Here is a 20,441-nt window from a genome sequence, read left to right as displayed (position 1 = left end):
CAACTCGGCTTGCTACGCGGTGTCGCCGAAGAGGCGCGGCAGCGTCGCCTCGTGCACTTCGCGCAGCTCGGCGAGCGGCACCGAGAAGTAGTCCTGGATCTCGACCTCGTCGCTCCCCTGGTCGACCACGCCGATGCGCGTCCACGGCATGCCGCGGGCGTCGAGCATCGCCGAGAACCGGGACTCCTCGGTGCGCGGCACGGCGACCATTACGCGTCCGGCCGACTCGGAGAACAGCCACACGAAGGGGTCGGCATCCTCGGGCAGCAGCACGCGGCACCCGGTCTCGCCGGCCAGCGCCGCCTCGACGACGGTCTGGATGAGGCCACCCTCGCTGAGATCGTGTGCGGCCGAGATCAATCCGTCGCGCGATGCTGCGGTCAGGATCTCCGACAGCAGACGCTCGCGCTCGAGGTCGACTTCCGGTGGCACGCCACCGAGGTGGTCGTAGGCGACCTGCGCCCAGATCGAGCCGTCGAACTCGTCGCGGGTCTCGCCGAGGAGGATCAGCGTCTCGCCCGGTTCGGTGCCGAAGCCCGTGGGGATTCGACGATGGACGTCATCGATCACACCGAGGACACCGATGACGGGCGTCGGGAGGATCGCGGTGGCACCGGTCTGGTTGTAGAAGCTCACGTTGCCGCCGGTGACCGGGATGCCCAGCTGCGCGCAGCCGTCGGCGAGTCCGCGGACCGCCTGCTGGAACTGCCACATGACCGCCGGGTCCTCGGGCGAGCCGAAGTTGAGGCAGTTGGTGACGGCCTTGGGCGTCGCACCCGAGACGGCGACGTTGCGGTAGGCCTCGGCCAGCGCCAGCTGCGCACCGCGGTACGGGTCCAGGAAGGTGTAGCGGCCCGACGCGTCGGTCGCCAGTGCGATTCCGCGGCCGGTCTTCTCGTCGATTCGGATCATGCCGGAGTCGGCGTGCTCGGCCAGCACGGTGTTGCCGCGGACGTAGCGGTCGTACTGGTCGGTGATGAACTTGCGGCTGCACAGCGCCGGGCTGGCCAGCATCTGCAGCAGGGTCTCGCGCAGCTGGTCCGGCGTGCTCGGGCGCTTCAGCGGCTCGGTGGTCGAGGCGACCACGGTGTCCTGCCAGTCCGGACGCGCCACGGGACGCTCGTAGACCGGGCCGTCGTGGGCGACGGTGCGCGGCGGCACGTCGACGACGGTCTCGCCGTTCCAGGTGATGACCAGATGATCACCGTCGGTGACCTCACCGATCACGGTGGCGAGCACGTCCCACTTCTTGCAGACCTCGAGGAAGGCGTCGACGTTCTCGGGGGCGACAACCGCGCACATGCGTTCCTGCGACTCGCTGGAGAGCACCTCGGCCGGGGTCATGCCCTCGGCGCGCATCGGCACCTTCTCCAGGTCGATGTGCATTCCGCCGTCGCCGGCGGCCGCGAGTTCGCTGGTGGCGCAGGACAACCCGGCACCGCCGAGGTCCTGGATGCCCACCACGAGTCCGGCGTGGTAGAGCTCGAGGCAGCACTCGATGAGCACCTTCTCGGTGAACGGGTCGCCGACCTGGACGCTGGGGAGCTTCTTGCGGCTCGGGCCCGAGCTGTCGTCGTCGTCGAAGGTCTCCGACGCCAGGACGGACACGCCGCCGATGCCGTCGAGACCGGTGCGCGCACCGAAGAGGATGATCTTGTTGCCGGTACCCGAGGCGAACGCGAGATGCAGGTCCTCGGTCCGCAGGACACCCGCGCAGAGCGCGTTGACCAGCGGGTTGCCCGCGTAGCTCGCGTCGAAGACGGTTTCGCCGCCGATGTTGGGCAGGCCGAGGGAGTTGCCGTAACCGCCCACGCCGCGCACCACACCGTCGACGACGCGTCGGGTGTCGGGGGCGTCGGCCGGGCCGAAGCGCAGCTGATCCATGACCGCGATCGGACGTGCGCCCATCGCCATGATGTCGCGGACGATGCCGCCGACACCGGTCGCCGCACCCTGGTAGGGCTCCACGTAGCTGGGGTGGTTGTGCGACTCGACCTTGAAGGTCACCGCCCATCCGTCGCCCACGTCGACGACGCCGGCGTTCTCACCGATACCGGCGAGCATGTTGGCCCGCATCTCCTCGGTGGTGGTCTCCCCGAAGTACCGGAGGTGGACCTTCGACGACTTGTAGCTGCAGTGCTCGGACCACATGACCGAGTACATGGCGAGCTCGGCGTCGGTGGGTCGACGGCCCAGGATCTCGCGGATCCGCGCGTACTCGTCGTCCTTGAGTCCGAGTTCGCGGAACGGTTGCGGATGATCCGGGGTCGAGGAAGCGGCTGAGACGGTATCCACCTGGGCACTCACGGTGACAAGTCTAGGCGGGCCCGGGCGGTTGGAGGCGACGGGGCGGACCATCAGGTGTTCGACGGGTCTTCCCCTGGGAGATCTGTTCCGGGGACCGGGCCTGTCTCGGGATAGTCTGTTCACTCGAGCCGCGCAGTGCGCGGGACGTGCGCGGGGGTGCAGGCACGCCGACGCCGCGCGGGGGACGACGTTGACACAGGGGGACGAGATGGCCGATGTCCGCAAGGCGAGGGCACTCTTCGAGCTCGGTGTCCTGTCCTTGAACATCCCCGTCGACGGTCAGGAACCCATCAACAATCCCGCGCAGGCGGCGAAGGCGTTCACGCGTGCGACCGAGTGGGACCCCTCGCTCGGCGACGCCTGGATCGGGCGGCTCGCGTGCGGGGACAAGAGCGACGAGGTGCTGCTGGGGCTCTACCGCGCCCGCGGCACGATCGGCGCCGAACAGCGACGCCTCGGCCTTCCCCCGGGCACCATCGCCGGCCGGTGGGACACCGGGCTGTACATCGAGTACCCGGCGGTCAACGCCGTAGACGCCACCGCCGCATATGCGTCCAGCCTGATCCGCGGCGCGGACTACACCGGCGCCGAGGAGGCGCTCGACGAGGTCCCACCCGCCCACCGGCTCCCGATCGTGGAGTTCGTTCGCGCCCACCTCCACTACAAGACCCAGCGGTGGCCCGACGTGCTGACCGCCCTCACCCGCTCGGACCGGTGGGGCGACACGGTCATGCAGGCCGCGGCCGACTTCATGGCCGGGTCGGCGTGCGTAAGTCTGGGAATGCTCGGCGAGGGTATGCGGCGTCTGCAGAACGCGATCGACGGTCCGATCGCCGCCTGCTCGACGAGCGCGATGTTCGCCTACGCGCTGGCACTCCGCGAGCAGGGCCATGAGGAGAAGGCAAAGGCCATGCTCGAGCAGGTCTACGCGCGCAACCCCGCCCACTCCGCAGCGGCGCAGGCGCTGCAGTCCCCGTCGGTCCGCCTGGCCGTCACGACCCCCGAGCAGATCGCCGCCCGCACCGATCGCTGGGACCCCGCGTCGGTACCGGACCGGACCGAGACCCTGGTGTCGCAGGACGGCTCCGACGCCGGCGTCGAGAACGAGCTGGTGACCGACGCCCAGCGGGAGCTCGACGAACAGATCGGACTCGAGTCGGTCAAACAGCAGGTCGCGAAACTGCAGTCGGCCGCCACCCTCGCCCGGGTCCGCGCCGACCGCGGACTCTCGACGTCGGCGCGCAGCCTGCACCTGGCCTTCACCGGGCCTCCCGGTACCGGCAAGACCACGGTCGCCCGGATCGTCGCCAAGATCTACTGCGGGCTCGGCTTCATCAAATCCGACAAGGTCGTCGAAGCGACCCGCCGCGATCTGGTCGGCGAGCACCTCGGCTCCACCGCCATCAAGACGTCGGCGCTCATCGACTCGGCCATGGACGGCGTGCTGTTCATCGACGAGGCGTACACCCTGATCCAGAAGGGTCTGTCCGGCGGCGATGCCTTCGGCCGCGAGGCCGTCGACACCCTCCTGGCACGGATGGAGGACGACCGCGACCGCCTGGTCGTGATCATCGCCGGCTACGACTCCGAGATCGACCGCTTCCTCGCCGCCAACGACGGACTCTCGTCGCGGTTCGCGCGTCGCGTCCGGTTCGACTCCTACACCCCGCAGGAGCTCGCGCAGATCGGCGAGTTCATCGCCCGCAAACGCGATTCGGTCCTCACCCCGGAGGCGGTCGCCGAGCTGGAACTGGCGTGCGCGCCGCTCTACCACGATGTCCGCGCACACGACGGCAGCACGCGTCGGGCCACCGACCTGGCCGGTAACGGTCGTTTCATCCGCAACATCGTGGAGGCGGCCGAGGAGGAACGCGAGTTCCGGCTCAGCTCCGCCGGCGACCTCGCCTCCCTGTCCGCCGACGACCTGATGCGGATCGAACTCGACGACATCCGGTCCGCCATCTCCGGTGTGCTGTCCGGACTCAGGCGCTAGCAGCGTTCGGTCCCCGGCAGTACCGTCGAATCCCCAGACCCGCATCCGCCAGTCCCGAACACCCAGAGAGGTTGCGTCATGTCCCGCGCACGTCTGTTCCGTTCCGTCCTGCTCGCCGGTGCTGTCGCGTTGTCGATGTCGCTGGCCGGCTGCTCGTCCGACGACGCCGAACCCGCGTCGACGACGACCGCCTCGCAGCAGACCTCGGTTGAGCAGACGAGCGCCGCGCCGACCACCGAGAAGACCACGCCGAGCGCCGCCGACAGCCCCGCCCCCCGACCGTCGACGAGCGCACCCCGCTCGGCGGATGGCTCCGCCGATACCAGTGACGCCAAGGCGCTGAGCTGCCGCGACTTCCGTGCACTCGAGGACGAGGGCCGTGCCGCCGCCGTGGCAGCGCTCGGGGTGACATCGAACGCCGACCAGGTCGCCACCGTGGCCGCGACGGTCTGCCTCACCCGGCTCGATGACAAAGTCGCCGACATTGTCGATGAGCTCGTGCCCACACGCTGATACTTTCCTAGTTCATGACCACTCGCCCGTGGACAGTGCTGCACGGCCCGTTGTTCTCGCGGAGCAATCCGCTGGACCGTGAACACGCCGCACCGCGCATCAGCGCCTACATCTACGGCAACATCCTGATCCTGGCCGCGCTGATCCCGCTGCACCTCAACGACGACTTCGTCGGCATCCTGATCCTGCTCGGCACCGCGCTGTCGACCTTCGTCGCACATGTCTTCGCCGAGGCGGTGGGGCGACGCGTTCACGAGGGCGCCATCCACCCGACGATGAAGACGATGCTCCATCATCTTCGGGACTCGGTGCCGATCCTGTCCTCCGCGTCCGTCCCGTGCATCATCCTGGCGATGGCGTGGATCGGCTGGATCGATCCGCGCACCGCTCAGCTCGCCGCGGAGATCGTGATCCTCTTGCGTATCGGCGGAACGGTTTTCGTCATCGATCGGCTGAACAACGAGAGGCCGAGTCGCGCCACGCTGATCGGAGCTGCCGCGGTCACCGTGGTGGCCACCGTGATCGTCGTGATCAAGGTCGTGCTGACGCACTGAGCTAGGATTCCTCCCAGCACATCGATCGGGGGACCTTGTGACACCACTGCACGCGCGGCTTCTCGCGGTCACGACCACCATCGCGGCAACCTTCGCGGTGGCCGCGTGCAGCGTCGACGGCACTCCGGTCGCCTCGACCATCGAACCCACCACCACGACGTCGTCGAGCCGACCGCCCGAGACCCGGTCGACCTACGAGATCCCGAGTCTGCCATCGCTTCCGCGACGGACCCCGACCGTCGAGGTGCCGCCTCCCCCGAACTCGCTGTCGATCACCTGCGCCGACTACTCGGAGCTCGACGAGCCGACGCAGGTCGCCATCGTCAAGGCCAACGGTGTCACCAAGAATCCGTCACTGGTCGCCGTGCTGGTCAAGGTGCTGTGCATCAGCCGTCCGGACGACACGGTCAACACGGTCGTCAACAGCATGAAAGACGAGATCATCCACAACTGACGGCCGTGCGCGCGGCTCGTGCGTCAGCCGCCGGCGCCCTCCGTCGTGACGGTGAGGATCGCCTCGACGTATTCGGGGCGGCAGATCACGAGGTCGGGCAGATAGGTGTCGTCGTTGTTGTAGACCAGGGGCGAGCCGTCGATGCGCCCGCACCACAGCCCCTTCGCCTGAGCGACGGCCACCGGTGCGGCCGAATCCCATTCGTACTGGCCACCCGCGTGCACGTAGGCGTCCGCCTCACCGCGGACCACCGCCATCGCCTTGGCACCGGCCGAACCCATCGGCAGGAGTTCACCGCCGACCGCGGCGGCGACCTCGTCGGCGAAAGACGGTGGACGGGAGGAGCTGACGACGACGCGGGGCACGCCGGTGCGCGGGCGCGAGGCCAGCCCCTCGGTGGGTTCGACGACCGTGTCGTCGTCGACGTAGGTCACGCCGAGCGCCGGGAGTGCCACCGCACCGGCGATCAGTCCGTCGCTCGCCGACCACAACGCCACGTGCACGGCCCAGTCGGTGCGGCCCGCTCCCGGGTCGTAGGTGCCGTACTCACGCGTGCCGTCGACCGGGTCGACGATCCAGACCCGCTCGGCCTGCAGTCGGGACTTGTCGTCCGCCGATTCCTCCGAGAGCACCGCGTCGTCGGGTCGTTCCTCGGCGAGCCGTCGTAGCAGGAACTCGTTGGACTGCGCGTCGCCTGCGTTGCCCAGCTCCTTGCCGGTCAGCCCGCTGGTCTTGCGGATGTCCAGGAGGAGTTCTCCTGCGGCGGTGGCCAGTTCGCCTGCGAGTGCTCGATCGTCGGTCACGGGGTTCCCTCTCTGGCGGTACTGCTGATCGGTCGGTTCTGCTGATCCCCTGGCGGATACCCAGGGGCGTCCCCGGCCAACCGGCGTGTTCAGAGTCCCAGGTTACGGAGAACCATGTCGGCGACATCGGCGGGCGCGCCGTCGGCGGGGGTGATGACGAGTTCGGCGTCGGCCGGCCGTTCGTACGGCGAGTCGATGCCGGTGAACTGGCTGATCTCGCCGCGGCGTGCCTTGCCGTACAGCCCCTTCGGGTCCCGGCGCTCGCACTCCTCGAGCGGGGTGTCGACGAAGATCTCGTAGAACGGCAGACCCCGTTGGGCGTGGATCTCGCGGGCGCGCTGCCGCTCCTCGGCGAACGGACTGATCAACGACACGATCGCCACCGCACCCGAATCGGCGAAGAGCGCCGCGACCTCGCTCGTGCGACGGATGTTCTCGCGCCGGTCGTCGTCGGAGAAACCCAGGTCGGAGTTCAGGCCGTGCCGCAGGTTGTCGCCGTCCATCAGGTAGGCGGGCCGGCCCTCGGCGACGAATCGCCGTTCGAGTTCGACGGCGAGCGACGACTTCCCCGACCCGGAGAGTCCGGTCAGCCAGATGGTGGCACCGCGGTGCGCCCGGTGTTCCCGGGCGACCTTGCTGGCCTGCCAGACGATGTGGCTGTCGTGGCTGACCGGAGCGGTGATCATGCCCGCGCCCACGGTGCGGTTGGTGGCCTCGTCGATGAGGATGAAGCTGCCGGTGTCCCGGTTGCGCCGGTACGAGTCGAACATGACCGGTTCCTGCGTGTGCACGGTCACGCGCCCGATCTCGTTGAGCGACAACGCCTCGGCGTTCTCGTCGCGGTGCAGCGAGTTGACGTCGAGCCGGTAGTTGAGGCCGGTGATCTGCGCGCGGGTCAGTCGCGTTCCGCACAGGAGCTGATAACGGTTGTGCGAGCGGAGATCTGCATCCTCGGCGAACCAGCAGACCATCGCGTCGATGTCGCGCCCGACGTACGGCCGGTTGTTCGGCCGCGCGAGCATGTCGCCGCGCACGATGTCGATCTCGTCGGCGAGCTCGACCGACACGGCCATCGATGCGAACGCCTCGTCGACGCCGACCCCGCCCGGGCCCCAGATCTCGGTGATGGTGGTGCTGAAACCGCTCGGCAGCACGACGACCTCGTCGCCCTTGTTGAACACGCCGCCGGCGACCGTGCCCGCGTACGCGCGGTGATCGGCGCCGTCGCTGCGCTGCGGCCGGATGACGTACTGCACCGGCAGACGCGCGTCGATGAGGTTGCGGTCGGAGGCGATGTAGACGTGCTCGAGATGACTGAGCAGCGGCCGACCCTCGTACCACGGCATCTCGGCGGACTGTTCGACGACATTGTCTCCGCGCAGCGCCGACATCGGGATGAAGGTCAGGTCGACGACGTTCAGCTTGGCCGCGAAATCGATGAATTCGGCGCAGATCTCGTCGAAGCGATCCTGCGACCAGTCGACGAGGTCCATCTTGTTGACGCAGACGGTGAGGTGCGGGATCCCGAGAAGCGTCGAGAGAAACGCGTGTCGCCGGGTCTGTTCGAGGACACCCTTACGCGCGTCGATGAGGATCATCGCGAGATCCGCGGTCGACGCACCGGTCACCATGTTGCGGGTGTACTGCACGTGGCCCGGGGTGTCGGCGATGATGAACTTCCGCCTGGGGGTGGCGAAATAGCGGTACGCGACGTCGATCGTGATGCCCTGCTCGCGCTCGGCCCGCAGCCCGTCTGTCAGCAGTGCGAGGTTGGCGTACTCGTCGCCTCGCTCCGCACTGGTCCGCTCGATCGACTCGAGCTGATCGGTGAAGATCGCCTTGGAGTCGTAGAGCAACCGGCCGATCAGTGTCGACTTGCCGTCGTCGACGGAACCCGCGGTCGCGAGCCGCAACATCTCGGTGGCACCCCCGGCAGCATTGACCCCGCTCATCAGAAGTACCCCTCCTTCTTGCGATCCTCCATGCCCGACTCGGAGATCCGGTCGTCGGCGCGTGTGGCCCCGCGCTCGGTCAGCCGGGTCACCTCGATCTCCTCGATCACCTTGGTCACGTCGTCGGCGGTCGACAGGACACAACCGGTACAGGTGGCGTCGCCGACGGTCCGGAAGCGGACCGTCTCCGTCCGCACCTCCTCACCCGGGAGTTCCTGCAGAAAGCGGGTTTTCGCGAGCAGCATGCCGTCGCGGGGGATCACCTCCCGCCGGTGCGCGTAGTAGATCGACGGCAGGTCGATGCTCTCCGCGGCGATGTACTGCCAGATGTCGAGTTCGGTCCAGTTCGACAGCGGGAAGACCCGGATGTGCTCCCCCTTCGAGTGGCGTCCGTTGTAGAGCCGCCACAGTTCGGGACGCTGGTCCCGCGGGTTCCATGCGCCGAACTCGTCCCGGAAGCTGAAGACCCGTTCCTTGGCGCGCGCCTTCTCCTCGTCGCGACGCGCCCCGCCGAACACGGCGTCGAAACGATTCTCGGTGATGCCCCGCAACAGTGCCGTGGTCTGCAGCCGGTTGCGGCTCGCGCCGGGTCCGGTCTGCTCGACGACGCGACCGGCGTCGATGTCGTCCTGGACCGAACTCACGATCAGCCGGACGCCGGTCTCGGCGACCACCCGATCGCGGTAGGCGATCACCTCGTCGAAGTTGTGGCCGGTGTCGACATGCATCAACGGGAACGGGACCGGCGCGGGCCAGAACGCCTTGCGGGCGAGGTGGAACATGACGACCGAGTCCTTGCCGCCCGAGAACAGCAGCACCGGGCGCTCGAAGGTCGCCGCGACCTCCCGGAAGATGTGCACGGACTCCGCCTCGAGCGCCGCGAGATGCGACAACTCGTATCCGTGCCGGCCCGATCGGTGTGTCTGACGGTCGCCGGCGCTGCCGCCGTCCGCTTCGGTCGTGCTCGTCACCGTGCGCAACCCCCCTTGACATGTCGAATATTCAACACTAAGTGTTGACAATGTGACACCGACCGTAGGCGACCTCTCGGACGCGCGTCAACCGTCGCGTGCCGCGTCGCCGCCGACCTCGCGGGTCGTCCACATCGTCGAACTGCTGGCCGGTGCGGATCAACCGGCGCTGACCCTTGCCGAGATTGTCCGGCAGACGTCCCTCTCGCGGGCGACGGCACACGCGATCGTCGCCGAATTGACCGACCACGGCTGGCTGAGCCGCGATCCCGCCACCGGGAAATATGGGATCGGCCCCGGATTCCGGACCCTTGCGCGGGCCGCCGCGGACGCCGACCACCTGGACCGATGGGCCGCGGCCGCCGCACACGACCTGTGCGAGCGCTTCTCGATCCCCTTCTTCGTGGCCCGCCGATCCTCGGCCGACGTCGTCACACTCGCGGCGCACGCCTTTCCACCGCATCTCGCGCCCGACTCCGAACCGCATCCGTGGCTGCGCAACGGCAGCCGCCTCCGGATCCGCCCGCCGATCTGCCGCGAGTTCGTCGCCTGGGACCCGGTCGAGGCACGCGATGCCTGGATCGCCAAGGCCGCCGAACCCACCCGCACCCGGCTGCGCATGATCCTCGACGTGATCGCCGAACGCGGCTACTCGATCGAGCGGATGACCGACGACCACGCCGCGATCATCGACGCCCTGAACTCCCTGGACACAATGTCGGAGAACCTGCGGAGCCGGGTCGGCGACCTGCTGACCGAGCTGTCGGTGATCGACTACCTCCCGGACGAGCTCGACGCGGGGGCCGGCGAGGGCGTCCCGGTGGTGACCATCGGCGCGCCGATCTTCGACCACACGGGACGGGTCGTCGCCGCGATGGTCGCGTGCCCGAACTCGACACTGGACGTCGCGGATCTGCACTCGATCGCCGACGCCACCCGCGCAGCGGCCGAACGGATCTCCACGCATCTGCGATGAGTTCCACCGCGGCACCGGGTCTGCCTCTGTGCCGACCGTGAACTCCTGCGGCCGGTTTCCGAGCACCACAGAGGAGACCACCATGGCGGCGACGTACACCTTCGACATCTTCACCAGCCTCGACGGCTTCGGCTCCTACGAGGAGCCGGGCGACTGGGGCGGGTACTGGGGCAAACAGGGTCCGGAACTCCTGGACCACCGCGCCCGACAGTTCGCCGGTACGCACCGAATGGTGTTCGGCGCGACGACGTTCCGGGAGTTCGTCGCGATGACCGCGGACGCCGGCGAGGACTCCGAGTTCTTCGACCCGTGGGTGCAGGCGATGCGGGGCATGCCCACGACCGTGGTGTCGTCGACCATCACCGACACGAGCGGCTGGCCCGATGCCACGGTCGCGAGTGGTGACGGCGTCGAGATCGTCCGGCGGCTCAAGGACGAGTCCGACGTCCCCCTCCGCTCACACGGCAGCCTCACGCTGAACCGAGCACTGTTGGCGGCCGGGCTCGTCGACCGCGTCGTCGTCTCCGTGTTCCCGGTTCTCACCGGCAGATATGGCAGCGCGCCGGTCTTCGGCGGCGTCGAGGGCATCGACCTCGAACTACTGGACAGCACCGTGCTCGACGGCCGGACGCTGGAGCTGGTCTACCACCCGGAGCTCCACCGTTTGACCGACACGATTTTGCCTACTCGGTGACGCGCACCCGCCATATTCGCGACAATCGCCGGGAGTCGGCCACCGGCCGAAGAGTTCCCACGACAACGAGGAGTTCGAACATGGTCCGGACGAAGACGTTCACCAGGCTGGCCGCGGCGGCCCTGTCGATCGCGGCCGCAGCAGGACTCGGCCTCGCCGGCACGGGACAAGCCGAAGCGGCACGCGAGTTCCCGGTCTCGAACTGCATCGGCCCGAGCCCGAACATCGTCGACCTCCCGTTCATGGTGCGACGCGCCATCGTCAGCACCTACGGCGGCAACGCCTACATCGCCGCGGACTTCCCCAGCTACTTCCCCGGCGGCTATCAGTCGTCGTTGCGGATGGACTGGCACAACCTGTCCACCGGCAAGCGCGGCTGGAAGGTCAGCAACACCAAGGTGAACCCGCCCTACCAGGGGGTCCACTACTTCGTCATCCCGGTGAAGACGATCGGCAAGGGTCGGGTGAACGTCACCTTCGGCGCGACGAACCGCAATGCCCTGTGGAGCGTGCCGTCGACGAGCTGCAGCGGGACGATCGTCGTCCCCTGACGCCCGCCCACTACCAACCAAGCACTTGCTAGGTTAGGCTCGTGGGCATGAGTGATGCCGCCATCCCGCCCGCACTCGGACCCGACGATCTCGGCCCGGACACCTCTCCGGTCGCCTATGAGGTCGGCGGTCCCGAAGGTGCCGTCGCCTACGTGACACTGAACCGTCCCGAGTACCGCAACGCGCAGAACTCGGTCATGACGTATTCGCTCGACGCCGCCTTCCGCAAGGCCGTCGAGGACACGGCCGTCAAGGTCATCGTCCTGCGCGCGAACGGCAAGCACTTCTCGGCCGGTCACGACATCGGCACCCCGGAGCGCGACTTCGACACCTATTACGACAACGCCGCCGTCCTGCACTGGGATCACACCGACAAGACCGGTGCCGATCAGCGTCTCGCCCGCGAGATGGAGGTGTACATGGGGATGTGCCGCCGTTGGCGCGACATCCCCAAGCCGCTGATCGCCCAGGTCCACGGCGCCTGCATCGCCGGCGGCCTCATGCTGGCCTGGGTCTGCGACTTCATCGTCGCCTCCGACGACGCGTTCTTCTCCGATCCGGTCGCACGGATGGGTATCCCGGGCGTGGAGTACTTCGCGCACGCATACGCCCTGGGCACCCGGCGGGCGAAGGAGATCCTGTTCACCGGTGAGCGTTTCACCGCCACGCAGGCCGCCGACTGGGGCATGGTCAACCACGTCGTGCCGCGAGACCAGCTCGAGACCAAGGTGAACGAGATCGCCGAGAAGGCGGTCACCATGCCGATACAGGGCCTGTTCCTCAGCAAGAAGGCCGTCAACATCTGCGAGGACCAGATGGGACTCCGCAATTCGATGGACTCGGTCTTCGGTTGGCACCACTTCGCCCATTCGGCCAATGCCGAGGCGTCGGGCGGCGATTCGCTCGGCGGTATGGACGCCAAGTCGATGAAGGCGTCCGCCGGTTCGGGATCGGGTAGCTGACATGGACCTGCTCTTCGACGACGCGGCCGAGCAGTTCCGGGCCGAGGTCCGCTCCTGGCTGGCCGAACACGTTCCGCGCGAACCCCTCCCGTCCATGGACACCGCGGAGGGTTTCGAGGCACACCGCGAGTGGGAACGCACGATGGCCGCCGACCGCATGACGGTCGTCAGCTGGCCCGAGGAGTACGGCGGCCGCGACGCTCCCCTCCTCCACTGGGTGATCTTCGAGGAGGAGTACTACCGGTCGGGTGCGCCGGGCCGCGTCAGCCAGAACGGCATCTTCCTGCTCGCCCCGACCCTCTTCGAACACGCGAATCCCGCTCAGCTGGAACGCATCATGCCGCGAATGGCGCGCGCCGACGACATCTGGGGCCAGGCGTGGAGCGAGCCGGAGGCGGGTAGCGACCTCGCCTCGCTCCGCTCGACCGCGGTCCGCACCGACGGCGGCTGGCTGCTGAACGGCCAGAAGACGTGGAGTTCCCGGTCGAGTTTCGCCGACCGCGCCTTCGGCCTCTTCCGCACCGACAAGGAGGCCCAGCGACACAGGGGTCTCACCTACTTCATGTTCGACCTGCGTGCCGAGGGCGTCACCGTCCGTCCCATCGCACAGCTCGACGGTGAGGCCGGTTTCGCAGAACTGTTCCTGGAGAACGTCTTCGTGCCCGACGACCCGGCGAATCCCGGCGAGTCCGGGGTCATCGGCGAGGTCGACAACGGCTGGAAGGTGGCCATGAGCACCGCCGCCAACGAGCGCGGACTCTCGCTGCGGGCACCCGGCCGGTTCCTGGCCACCACCGACCGCCTCGTCGAATTGTGGCGGTCGAAGCGGGACGAGGTGCCCTCGACGGCCAACACCGATGCGCGGGTCGCCGACGCCTGGATCGGGGCCCGTGCCTACGAGTTGTCGACCTGGCACACCGTGAGCCGGCTCTCGGCAGGCGGGCAGCTCGGCATGGAGTCCTCGATCAACAAGGTCTTCTGGTCGCAGTGGGACATCGCCGCCCACGAGACCGCCCTCGATCTACAGGGACCGGACGCCGAACTCGACGACGCCTGGATGGACGGCTACCTGTTCTCCCTGTCCGGCCCGATCTACGCCGGCACCAACGAGATCCAACGCAATGTCATCGCCGAGCGACTCCTCGGCCTTCCTCGCGGAGATCGCTGATACCACATGGACTTCCAACTCTCCGACATCCACACGGACCTCGCCGCCACCGTCGACGCCATGCTCGGCAAGGCCGACATGCCCGCCGCGGCGCGAGCATGGGCGGCCGGTGACCGGACCGCGGTGACCAAGGTCTACTCCCAGCTCGCCGACGCCGGGATCAGCGGTCTCCTCATCGACGAATCCCACGGTGGCAGCAGTGCCGGCGCCGTCGAGATGGTCGTCGCCGTCGAACAACTCGGACGCCACTGCGCACCCGGGCCGATCGTGGAAAGCGTTGCCGTCCTGCCGATCCTGCTGCGCGACGCCGACGTGAACGGCCCCCTGCAGGATCTCGCCGAGGGACGGCTCGCAACCTGTGCCATCGCCCCGCTGCAACCGCTCGCGGCCGATGTCGAGTCCGCCGACGTGTACGTCGTCGAGGACGGCGTGCTGTCGACGGCCACCGTGCTCAGCACCGAACCGTCGGTGGACACCACCCGCACCCTGTCGCGGGTGGCTCCGGACAAGACCCTGGCCACCGGGGTCGACCCGACCGACGCCATCGACGCCGGCGCACTCGCCACCGCCGCCGAGCTCCTCGGACTCGGTCAGGCGATGCTCGGCCTCGCCAGTGAGTATGCGCAGTCCCGCAAGCAGTTCGGCCGGCCGATCGGCTCCTTCCAGGCCGTTAAGCACCACCTCGCCGATGTGGCCATCGCACTCGAGATGGCCCGTCCCCTGGTACATGCCGCAGCGCTGGGCATCGACGGCCAGGTGCCCGAGAGCACCAACGTGTCGCGCGATGTCTCGGCGGCCAAGGTCGCGGCGGCCGACGCCGCGCATCTGTCGGCCCGCCGTTCGCTGCAGGTGCTCGGCGCCATCGGTTACACCGCCGAACACGACATCTCGCTGTACATCACCAAGACCCGCGCGCTCCTGTCCGCATGGGGCTCGCCCGCGGTCCATCGTCGACGCATCCTGGAGACACTGTGACCACCGAGACTCTCGCGATCTCCGCCGAGGAACGTGAGGCACTGGCCGAGGCGGTGCGCGATCTGCTGAGACGCCGCGGTGACACCGCCTCGGTGCGCAAGGCGATGGCGTCGCCCGGCCGCGTCGACCGCGGCCTGTGGGAGACACTGTGCACCGAGATCGGTGTGGCGGCACTTCCCATCCCGGAGGACGCCGGCGGCGCCGGGGCGTCGTGGGCCGAGTTGGCCGCTGTCCTCGAGGAACTCGGCGCGACCCTGAGTCCGGTGCCCGCCTTCGGGTCGTCGGTGCTGGCGACCGGCGCGATCCTGCTGGCGCAGGACGACGACACCGCGTCGCAGCTGCTCCCCGCCCTGGCCGCCGGCGAGAAGACGGCCGCCCTGTGCTGGGCCGGCGAACGCGGCTGGGAGACCCCGGGTGTGCGCGCCGACGCCGGCTTGCTGTCCGGCACCGCGCATTTCGTCGTCGATGCCGAATCCGCGGACACCTTCCTGGTGTTGGCGTCGGGTCCCGGTGAACCGGTCACGTTGCATTCGGTCGCCGCCGACGCCGCCGGCGTCACGGTGTCGCCGTTGCCGCTCCTCGATCCGACGCGTGCGCTGGCCTCGGTGCGGTTCGACGAGGTCGCGTCCACCGCGATCCCCGCACCTGCCGACCTCGCCGCCCGCCTGCGGACGCTGGGGTGGGCCCTGCTCTCCGCCGAACAGGTCGGCGGCGCCCAGCGCGCCCTCGACCTCACCGTCGAGTACACCAAGTCACGTAAGCAGTTCGGCCGCACCATCGGCTCGTTCCAGGCGCTCAAGCACCGTATGGCCGACATGTACGTGCTCGTCGAGACGGCTCGTTCGATCTCTCGTGCGGCGGTCGCCGCGGTCGCCGTCGACGATCCCGAGGCTTCCGAACTGGCCCTCGCCGCCCACGTGTACTGCTCGGAGGCCTACCGGCGCATCACCGGCGAGGCCATCCAGTTGCACGGCGGCATCGGCATCACCTGGGAGCACGACATCCAGCTGTACTTCAAACGCGCGCAGGCGTCGTCGCAGATGCTGGGCGCCCCGCACCTCGCGGTCGCCGAAGCCGCTGCCGGCCTGCGCTGACCCCGGCTCTCACTCGCGGTTCCGCAGGCGGTCCAGCACCCGTTCGATCGGGTCGGTGAGGACCAGCAGCAGGATCGGCCAGCTCCCGGTTCCGGGGAAGACCAGCGTGATGATCAGCGCGATCGCCAGGGCCAGCAGGGTTCCCCAGCCGCCGGACGCCTTCGTCCAGCGCCGGGTGGCCTCGTCGTCGGCGAGCAGCTCCGGGTGCCGGTGTCCCCACTGGGCGATCGCGACGAGCGCCGCCACCGAGGCCGCGAGCACCCCGATGTAGAAGGTGGTCCCCCATTCGACCCGGCTGTCGTCGATCATCGCCGTGGCGAACGGCAGGATCACGACGGTCAGCAACCAGACGAAGGTCAGATTGATCAGGACCGAGTCGTAGGAACGGAAGTACTCCATCGTCTGGTGGTGTTGACGCCACAGGATCCAGATGACGACGAAGCTCACGAAGAAGCTCGTCAGCTCGAGGGAGTGGTCGGAGACCACCTCCGCGACCGAGGTCTCCTCACGCAGGTCGTTCGCGATGTCGACGAGCGGGAGCACCAGCAGCGTGAGCGCGATCGCCACCACCGCGTCCGCGAACGCGATCAGCCGGCTCAGACCTTCTTCCGACTTCCGATTCTCCGGTTCGGCCATGGGTTGAATGTAGAACCCGCCGCTCAGTTGCGCTCACTGTTTCCGTTCGCGCTCACGCGGAATTCGTGAGCGCGAACGGAGTAGGTGAGCGCGACGCGGGTTCAAGCGGGCAGGAAGGAAACACGCCCGCGGGAATTGCCGGCGCCGGCTACTCCCCGAACGCCGCCGCGACCGTCGCCTCGTCGAGGCCGTAGTCGGACAGCTGGTAGCGGTGCTGCGGTTTCCGCGCGCCGGACTTGCTCTCCTCGTCGAGCGCGGTCACCGCCGCGCGGGCCGCGTCGGACATGGGGGTGTCCAGCGCTGCGTAGACGCGTTCGACGGTGCCCATCGGGTCCGAGCGGAGGTCGGCGAAGTCGATGTCGAGGAACTGGGCGGGGTCGTACTTCTCCCGGGCGCGGGAGAACTCGCGCAACCCGCGCGACCACAGCTCGAGCTGGTCCTGCCCGATCTGGTCACCGGTGAAGGTCGTCGACCAGCCGGGGGTGGCGTGCTCGGCGAGGCTGCACATCGACGCGATGATGGTCGACGGCGCGCGATGGGTCTGGATCACCAGCGCATCGGGGTAGGCGGCCATCAGGGCGTCGAGCGCGAACAGGTGGCTCGGGTTCTTGAGCACCCACCGCTTACCCGGATCGTTGAGGCCGATCAGCTGCAGGTTCTTGCGATGCCGCCGGTATGCGGGCGTCCAGTCCTGTTCGGCGAGCCAGCGTGAGTAGGACGGGATGTGGGCGAGCGACTCGTAGGAGATCGACGTGACGCTCTGGCGCAACAACTGCCAGCATTCCTCGACCTCGCCCGCGTCCATGTAGTGCAGACCCATGAACTCCGGGTTCTCGACATGGTGCTGCTCGAAGCCGGCCTGGATCTGCTGGTAGACCGGGTTGTCGGCCCACGTGTCGCGCGGCGGCCGCGGCTGCGGGAACTCCGCGAGCCACATCTCGAGACCCTGGTGATCCGGGTCGGCGGCCAGAAGCCGGTGCAGCGCAGTGGTTCCCGTGCGCGGCAGACCCGTCACGAAGATCGGCCGGGTGATCTCGACATCGGCGTGCTCCGGGTTGGCCTTCCACGACGCCTCGCTCAGCAACCGGGCGACGAGTGCTCCCTTGAGGAAGAACCGGAACATCTTGCTGCCGAGCTCGGTGAGTCCGGCCTCGGACCGGTAGGAGTCGAGCAGGATGCCCAGCGGCTCGAGGTAATCGGTGTCGCCGAAGTCCTCGAGGCCGGCGGCCCGGGCGGCCGAGGCGTGCAGGTCTTCGATGGTCCCGACGTCGGTACGCGCTGCACTAGTCATGGTACTCACCGCAATTCACGTCGAGGGTGTGCCCGGTGATCGCCCGCGCCATCGGGGAGGCGAGGAACATCACGGCGTCGGCGATCTCGTCCGGCTCGGGCAGGCGCTTGAGATCGGACTTCGACGCGGTCTGCTCGTAGACCTGCTCGGGGGTGATCCCGTACTTCTTGGCCACCTCGCCGAAGTACCACTTGAGCTGGTCGTCCCAGATGTAACCCGGCGCCACCGAGTTGATCCGGATACCGCGATCCCCCAGCTCCGACGCCAGGGTCTGCGACATGGCGAGCAACGCGGACTTGGCGATCTTGTAACTGCCGTACCGCGGTTCCGAGTGCCGGATGACCATGGAGTTGATGTTCACGATCGATCCGTTGGCCTCGGCAAGCGAGTCGGTGAACGACTTGATGACGCGCAGGGTCCCGACGACGGTCACGTCGATGCTGCTGGTGATCTGATCGAAGTCGGTGCGCCCCAGTGGTTTCATCGACGGCAGCGCGAAGGCGTTGTTGACCAGGACATCGGCGCGGCCGAACTCGTCGAGTGTGGTGGCGACCAGATTGTCGACGGCGGCATCGTCGGTGATGTCGGTCGGCACGACGAGACTGGTGCCGCCGGCCGCATCTACCTCCGCGGCAACTTCTTTCAGACGCGATTCGGTGCGGGCCGCGAGGACGACCCGAGCACCCTGGGCGGCGGCACGCAGGCAGATCGAGCGACCCAGACCGGGACCCACGCCCGATACGACGACCACCTTGCCGTCGAGGAGACCTGCTCCAGAACTCATCCCAGCATCCTCTCGGCGAACGCGCGCTGGCGTGCCGCGATCCGGTCGGACCAGCCGGCGGCGTCGATCTTGTTGTGTTCGAAGTGCGGCAGGTGAGCGGCCACCTCGTCGATGCCTACGACCGTTGCCGTGGGGCCGAGTTCCGGGCCGATCGGCGAGTCGCTGCGCTGCCAGCGGAACTGCAGGATGCCCTTTTCCCGGCCGGTGGTCTCGATCCAGTTGGCGACGCCGGGATCGCGATGGGACACGACCATCCGGATCATGCCGTCCGGATCGACCTGCGCCTGAGCCGAATTGAGGCTGGTCTGGTGGTTGACGTAGTCGAGCGAGATGTACCACATGCTCCCGAGCTGGAATCCCTGGTAGGGCGCATCGGATTTCGGGATGGTGATGACCATCGCCTCGTCGGGCCCCAACCTGTAGTGACCCACCGACGAGAACTGTGTGCTGAGTCCGCCCGGTGTCTGGCGGGGCGGGGTGAACGTGTTGACCGGTTCGTCGAGATAGAACCACTTGGGGAAGTTGAACCAGGTGTTGATGCGCGCCGTCAGCATCTTCCCCGCGGTTGCGTACCTACGCGCGACACGGGCGAGATCGGCTTCCGCCGGCGCGGTTCCGACGGTGTCGACGCGCTCGATGGTGATCGAACCCTTGCGCTCGGTCCAGTCGGAGTACACCTCGCGGACCGCGAGCATCGACGCCCCTTCGCCGAGGGCGAAGTAGTTGTCGGGCGGGTCGGCGATCGCCGGCCCGAAGGTCAGCTCGAACGTGCCGTCGTCGGCGATGGTCAGGCGACGGTCGTCGAAGGCGTCCTCGCCGCCGGGCACCGCGGACGGCGTGTAGTCGCCGCGCAGTACCTGGAAGCTGAGATCGGTTGTGGTACCGCGGCGTCCGCGGACCACGTAGGTCCCGGTCGGTTCGACGTCGGCGTGGTAGTACAGCGTGTCCGGGTTGTCGAGACCCATCTTGGTCGACGGCCCGGTGGAGGTCACGAAGTTCGGGTGTGACAACGACCGGCCACGGACCAGCTGGATGATCGCGGCGATGCTGCCCGCGAGGTAGTCGTATCCCTCGGCGAGATCCTGCTCGGTCTCGGCGAACTCCGCCGAGGCGACCAGCTTCTCGGCCTCGGCGATCGCATCGGTCAGGGGCTTGGTCAGGTCCTGCGGTACAGCGATCTCGCGCGAGCTCATAGCCAGGTGTCTCCGCCCGTCCAGGTCAGGAAGTTCTCGAGTTCGGCCTGTGCCGGCGTCACCCGCGGGTGTTCGGTCGACAGGTAGCCGCCGCGGTAGAAGAGCAGCGGCTTGTCCTGCAGCACTTCGCCGAGCGTGAGTGCTCGGCCGATGACGATGTGGTGATCGCCGCCGTCGGTGACCCGTTCGACGTCGCACTCGACCCAGGTCAGCGCGTGCCGGATCACCGGCAGCCCGGCCGGTGACGGGTCCCAGGTGATGTTGGCGAACTTGTCGTCGCCCGGGGCGCCGAAGGCCGCGCTCACGTCCTGCTGTCGGTTGGACAGGACGTTGACGCAGAACTTGCCGGTCTTCTCGATGACCTTCCAGCTCCGGGAGGTCTTCATCGGGCAGAACAGCACCAACGGCGGGTCGAGGGACAGCGCGGCGAACGATTGGCAGGCGAAGCCGACGGGTTTGCCGTCGTCGTCGACGGTCGTGATGACCGTGACGCCGGTGCAGAACTGACCCATCGCGGTACGGAACTGGCGGGAGTCGAACTCCGCGGACCCGTAGGGCGTCTGGGCCATG

Annotated in this window: 20 protein-coding genes; 11 read left to right on the top strand and 9 right to left on the bottom strand. The window is 68.2% G+C overall.

Going from position 1 to position 20,441, the window contains the following annotated elements; all coding sequences use genetic code 11:
• Positions 1 to 12 precede the first annotated feature (12 nt).
• Entirely contained in the window at positions 13 to 2,358 is a 2,346-nt protein-coding gene (purL, locus tag LQD00_RS07795; protein ID WP_232716589.1) for a phosphoribosylformylglycinamidine synthase subunit PurL, read from the bottom strand.
• A 157-nt stretch (positions 2,359 to 2,515) separates the two neighbouring features.
• On the opposite strand from purL, the gene eccA reads away from it, so the two are divergent.
• The 4 genes from eccA to LQD00_RS07775 all read left to right on the top strand — a co-directional run bounded on the left by eccA (position 2,516) and on the right by LQD00_RS07775 (position 5,821).
• Entirely contained in the window at positions 2,516 to 4,300 is a 1,785-nt protein-coding gene (gene eccA / locus LQD00_RS07790) for a type VII secretion AAA-ATPase EccA (RefSeq protein ID WP_232716620.1), read from the top strand.
• Between the two features lie 78 nt (positions 4,301 to 4,378).
• The gene (locus LQD00_RS07785) at positions 4,379 to 4,813 is read left to right on the top strand and encodes a hypothetical protein (RefSeq protein ID WP_232716588.1); all 435 of its coding nucleotides are present in this window, start codon (positions 4,379 to 4,381) and stop codon (positions 4,811 to 4,813) included.
• Positions 4,814 to 4,827: 14 nt separating this feature from the next.
• Positions 4,828 to 5,367: a hypothetical protein gene (locus tag LQD00_RS07780; RefSeq protein WP_232716586.1), complete on the top strand. Its 540-nt coding sequence runs from the start codon at positions 4,828 to 4,830 to the stop codon at positions 5,365 to 5,367.
• A 37-nt stretch (positions 5,368 to 5,404) separates the two neighbouring features.
• Positions 5,405 to 5,821, top strand: a complete 417-nt coding sequence (locus LQD00_RS07775; protein WP_232716584.1) for a hypothetical protein — start codon at positions 5,405 to 5,407, stop codon at positions 5,819 to 5,821.
• 23 nt (positions 5,822 to 5,844) lie between these two features.
• On the opposite strand, the gene LQD00_RS07770 is transcribed toward LQD00_RS07775, so the two are convergent.
• From LQD00_RS07770 to cysD, 3 genes are all read right to left on the bottom strand, one after another.
• Positions 5,845 to 6,624 (bottom strand): 3'(2'),5'-bisphosphate nucleotidase CysQ, encoded by a 780-nt coding sequence (locus tag LQD00_RS07770; RefSeq protein ID WP_232716582.1) that lies wholly within the window; start codon positions 6,622 to 6,624, stop codon positions 5,845 to 5,847.
• Between the two features lie 89 nt (positions 6,625 to 6,713).
• Positions 6,714 to 8,576: an adenylyl-sulfate kinase gene (cysC, locus tag LQD00_RS07765; protein ID WP_232716580.1), complete on the bottom strand. Its 1,863-nt coding sequence runs from the start codon at positions 8,574 to 8,576 to the stop codon at positions 6,714 to 6,716.
• The gene (gene cysD / locus LQD00_RS07760; RefSeq protein ID WP_406566981.1) at positions 8,576 to 9,547 is read right to left on the bottom strand and encodes a sulfate adenylyltransferase subunit CysD; all 972 of its coding nucleotides are present in this window, start codon (positions 9,545 to 9,547) and stop codon (positions 8,576 to 8,578) included. The genes cysC and cysD overlap by 1 nt, the downstream gene beginning before the upstream one ends.
• A 52-nt stretch (positions 9,548 to 9,599) precedes the next feature.
• On the opposite strand from cysD, the gene LQD00_RS07755 reads away from it, so the two are divergent.
• The 7 genes from LQD00_RS07755 to LQD00_RS07725 all read left to right on the top strand — a co-directional run bounded on the left by LQD00_RS07755 (position 9,600) and on the right by LQD00_RS07725 (position 15,967).
• Positions 9,600 to 10,523: an IclR family transcriptional regulator gene (locus LQD00_RS07755; RefSeq protein WP_232716578.1), complete on the top strand. Its 924-nt coding sequence runs from the start codon at positions 9,600 to 9,602 to the stop codon at positions 10,521 to 10,523.
• Positions 10,524 to 10,605: 82 nt separating this feature from the next.
• Positions 10,606 to 11,217 (top strand): dihydrofolate reductase family protein, encoded by a 612-nt coding sequence (locus tag LQD00_RS07750; RefSeq protein WP_232716576.1) that lies wholly within the window; start codon positions 10,606 to 10,608, stop codon positions 11,215 to 11,217.
• 80 nt (positions 11,218 to 11,297) lie between these two features.
• On the top strand, positions 11,298 to 11,768 hold the full coding sequence (locus tag LQD00_RS07745; RefSeq protein WP_119031281.1) for a hypothetical protein: 471 nt from the start codon (positions 11,298 to 11,300) through the stop codon (positions 11,766 to 11,768).
• Positions 11,769 to 11,815: 47 nt separating this feature from the next.
• On the top strand, positions 11,816 to 12,730 hold the full coding sequence (locus LQD00_RS07740) for an enoyl-CoA hydratase (protein ID WP_232716574.1): 915 nt from the start codon (positions 11,816 to 11,818) through the stop codon (positions 12,728 to 12,730).
• Position 12,731: 1 nt separating this feature from the next.
• Positions 12,732 to 13,898: an acyl-CoA dehydrogenase family protein gene (locus LQD00_RS07735; RefSeq protein WP_232716573.1), complete on the top strand. Its 1,167-nt coding sequence runs from the start codon at positions 12,732 to 12,734 to the stop codon at positions 13,896 to 13,898.
• 6 nt (positions 13,899 to 13,904) lie between these two features.
• The gene (locus LQD00_RS07730) at positions 13,905 to 14,873 is read left to right on the top strand and encodes an acyl-CoA dehydrogenase family protein (protein WP_232716571.1); all 969 of its coding nucleotides are present in this window, start codon (positions 13,905 to 13,907) and stop codon (positions 14,871 to 14,873) included.
• Complete coding sequence (locus LQD00_RS07725; protein ID WP_232716569.1) at positions 14,870 to 15,967, top strand: acyl-CoA dehydrogenase family protein; 1,098 nt, start codon at positions 14,870 to 14,872, stop codon at positions 15,965 to 15,967. The genes LQD00_RS07730 and LQD00_RS07725 overlap by 4 nt, the downstream gene beginning before the upstream one ends.
• Before the next feature lie 9 nt (positions 15,968 to 15,976).
• Here LQD00_RS07725 and LQD00_RS07720 read toward each other — a convergent pair whose 3' ends face one another.
• The 5 genes from LQD00_RS07720 to hsaB form a co-directional block, all read right to left on the bottom strand.
• Positions 15,977 to 16,603, bottom strand: coding sequence for a TMEM175 family protein (locus tag LQD00_RS07720; RefSeq protein WP_232716567.1), 627 nt, complete (start codon positions 16,601 to 16,603; stop codon positions 15,977 to 15,979).
• Positions 16,604 to 16,751: 148 nt separating this feature from the next.
• A complete protein-coding gene (locus LQD00_RS07715) occupies positions 16,752 to 17,894 on the bottom strand; it encodes a sulfotransferase family protein (RefSeq protein ID WP_232716566.1) in 1,143 nt (380 codons plus the stop codon).
• Entirely contained in the window at positions 17,887 to 18,678 is a 792-nt protein-coding gene (locus LQD00_RS07710; RefSeq protein ID WP_119031274.1) for an SDR family oxidoreductase, read from the bottom strand. The genes LQD00_RS07715 and LQD00_RS07710 overlap by 8 nt, the downstream gene beginning before the upstream one ends.
• The gene (locus LQD00_RS07705; protein ID WP_232716564.1) at positions 18,675 to 19,871 is read right to left on the bottom strand and encodes a hypothetical protein; all 1,197 of its coding nucleotides are present in this window, start codon (positions 19,869 to 19,871) and stop codon (positions 18,675 to 18,677) included. The genes LQD00_RS07710 and LQD00_RS07705 overlap by 4 nt, the downstream gene beginning before the upstream one ends.
• The gene (gene hsaB, locus LQD00_RS07700; protein WP_006865385.1) at positions 19,868 to 20,440 is read right to left on the bottom strand and encodes a 3-hydroxy-9,10-secoandrosta-1,3,5(10)-triene-9,17-dione monooxygenase reductase subunit; all 573 of its coding nucleotides are present in this window, start codon (positions 20,438 to 20,440) and stop codon (positions 19,868 to 19,870) included. The genes LQD00_RS07705 and hsaB overlap by 4 nt, the downstream gene beginning before the upstream one ends.
• Position 20,441: the final 1 nt, after the last annotated feature.

The sequence above is a fragment of the Gordonia metallireducens genome, assembly GCF_021245825.1.
Lineage (GTDB): Bacteria > Actinomycetota > Actinomycetes > Mycobacteriales > Mycobacteriaceae > Gordonia > Gordonia namibiensis.
Note: the sequence above shows the minus strand (reverse complement) of the source record. Positions and strands in the feature narration are given on the sequence as shown.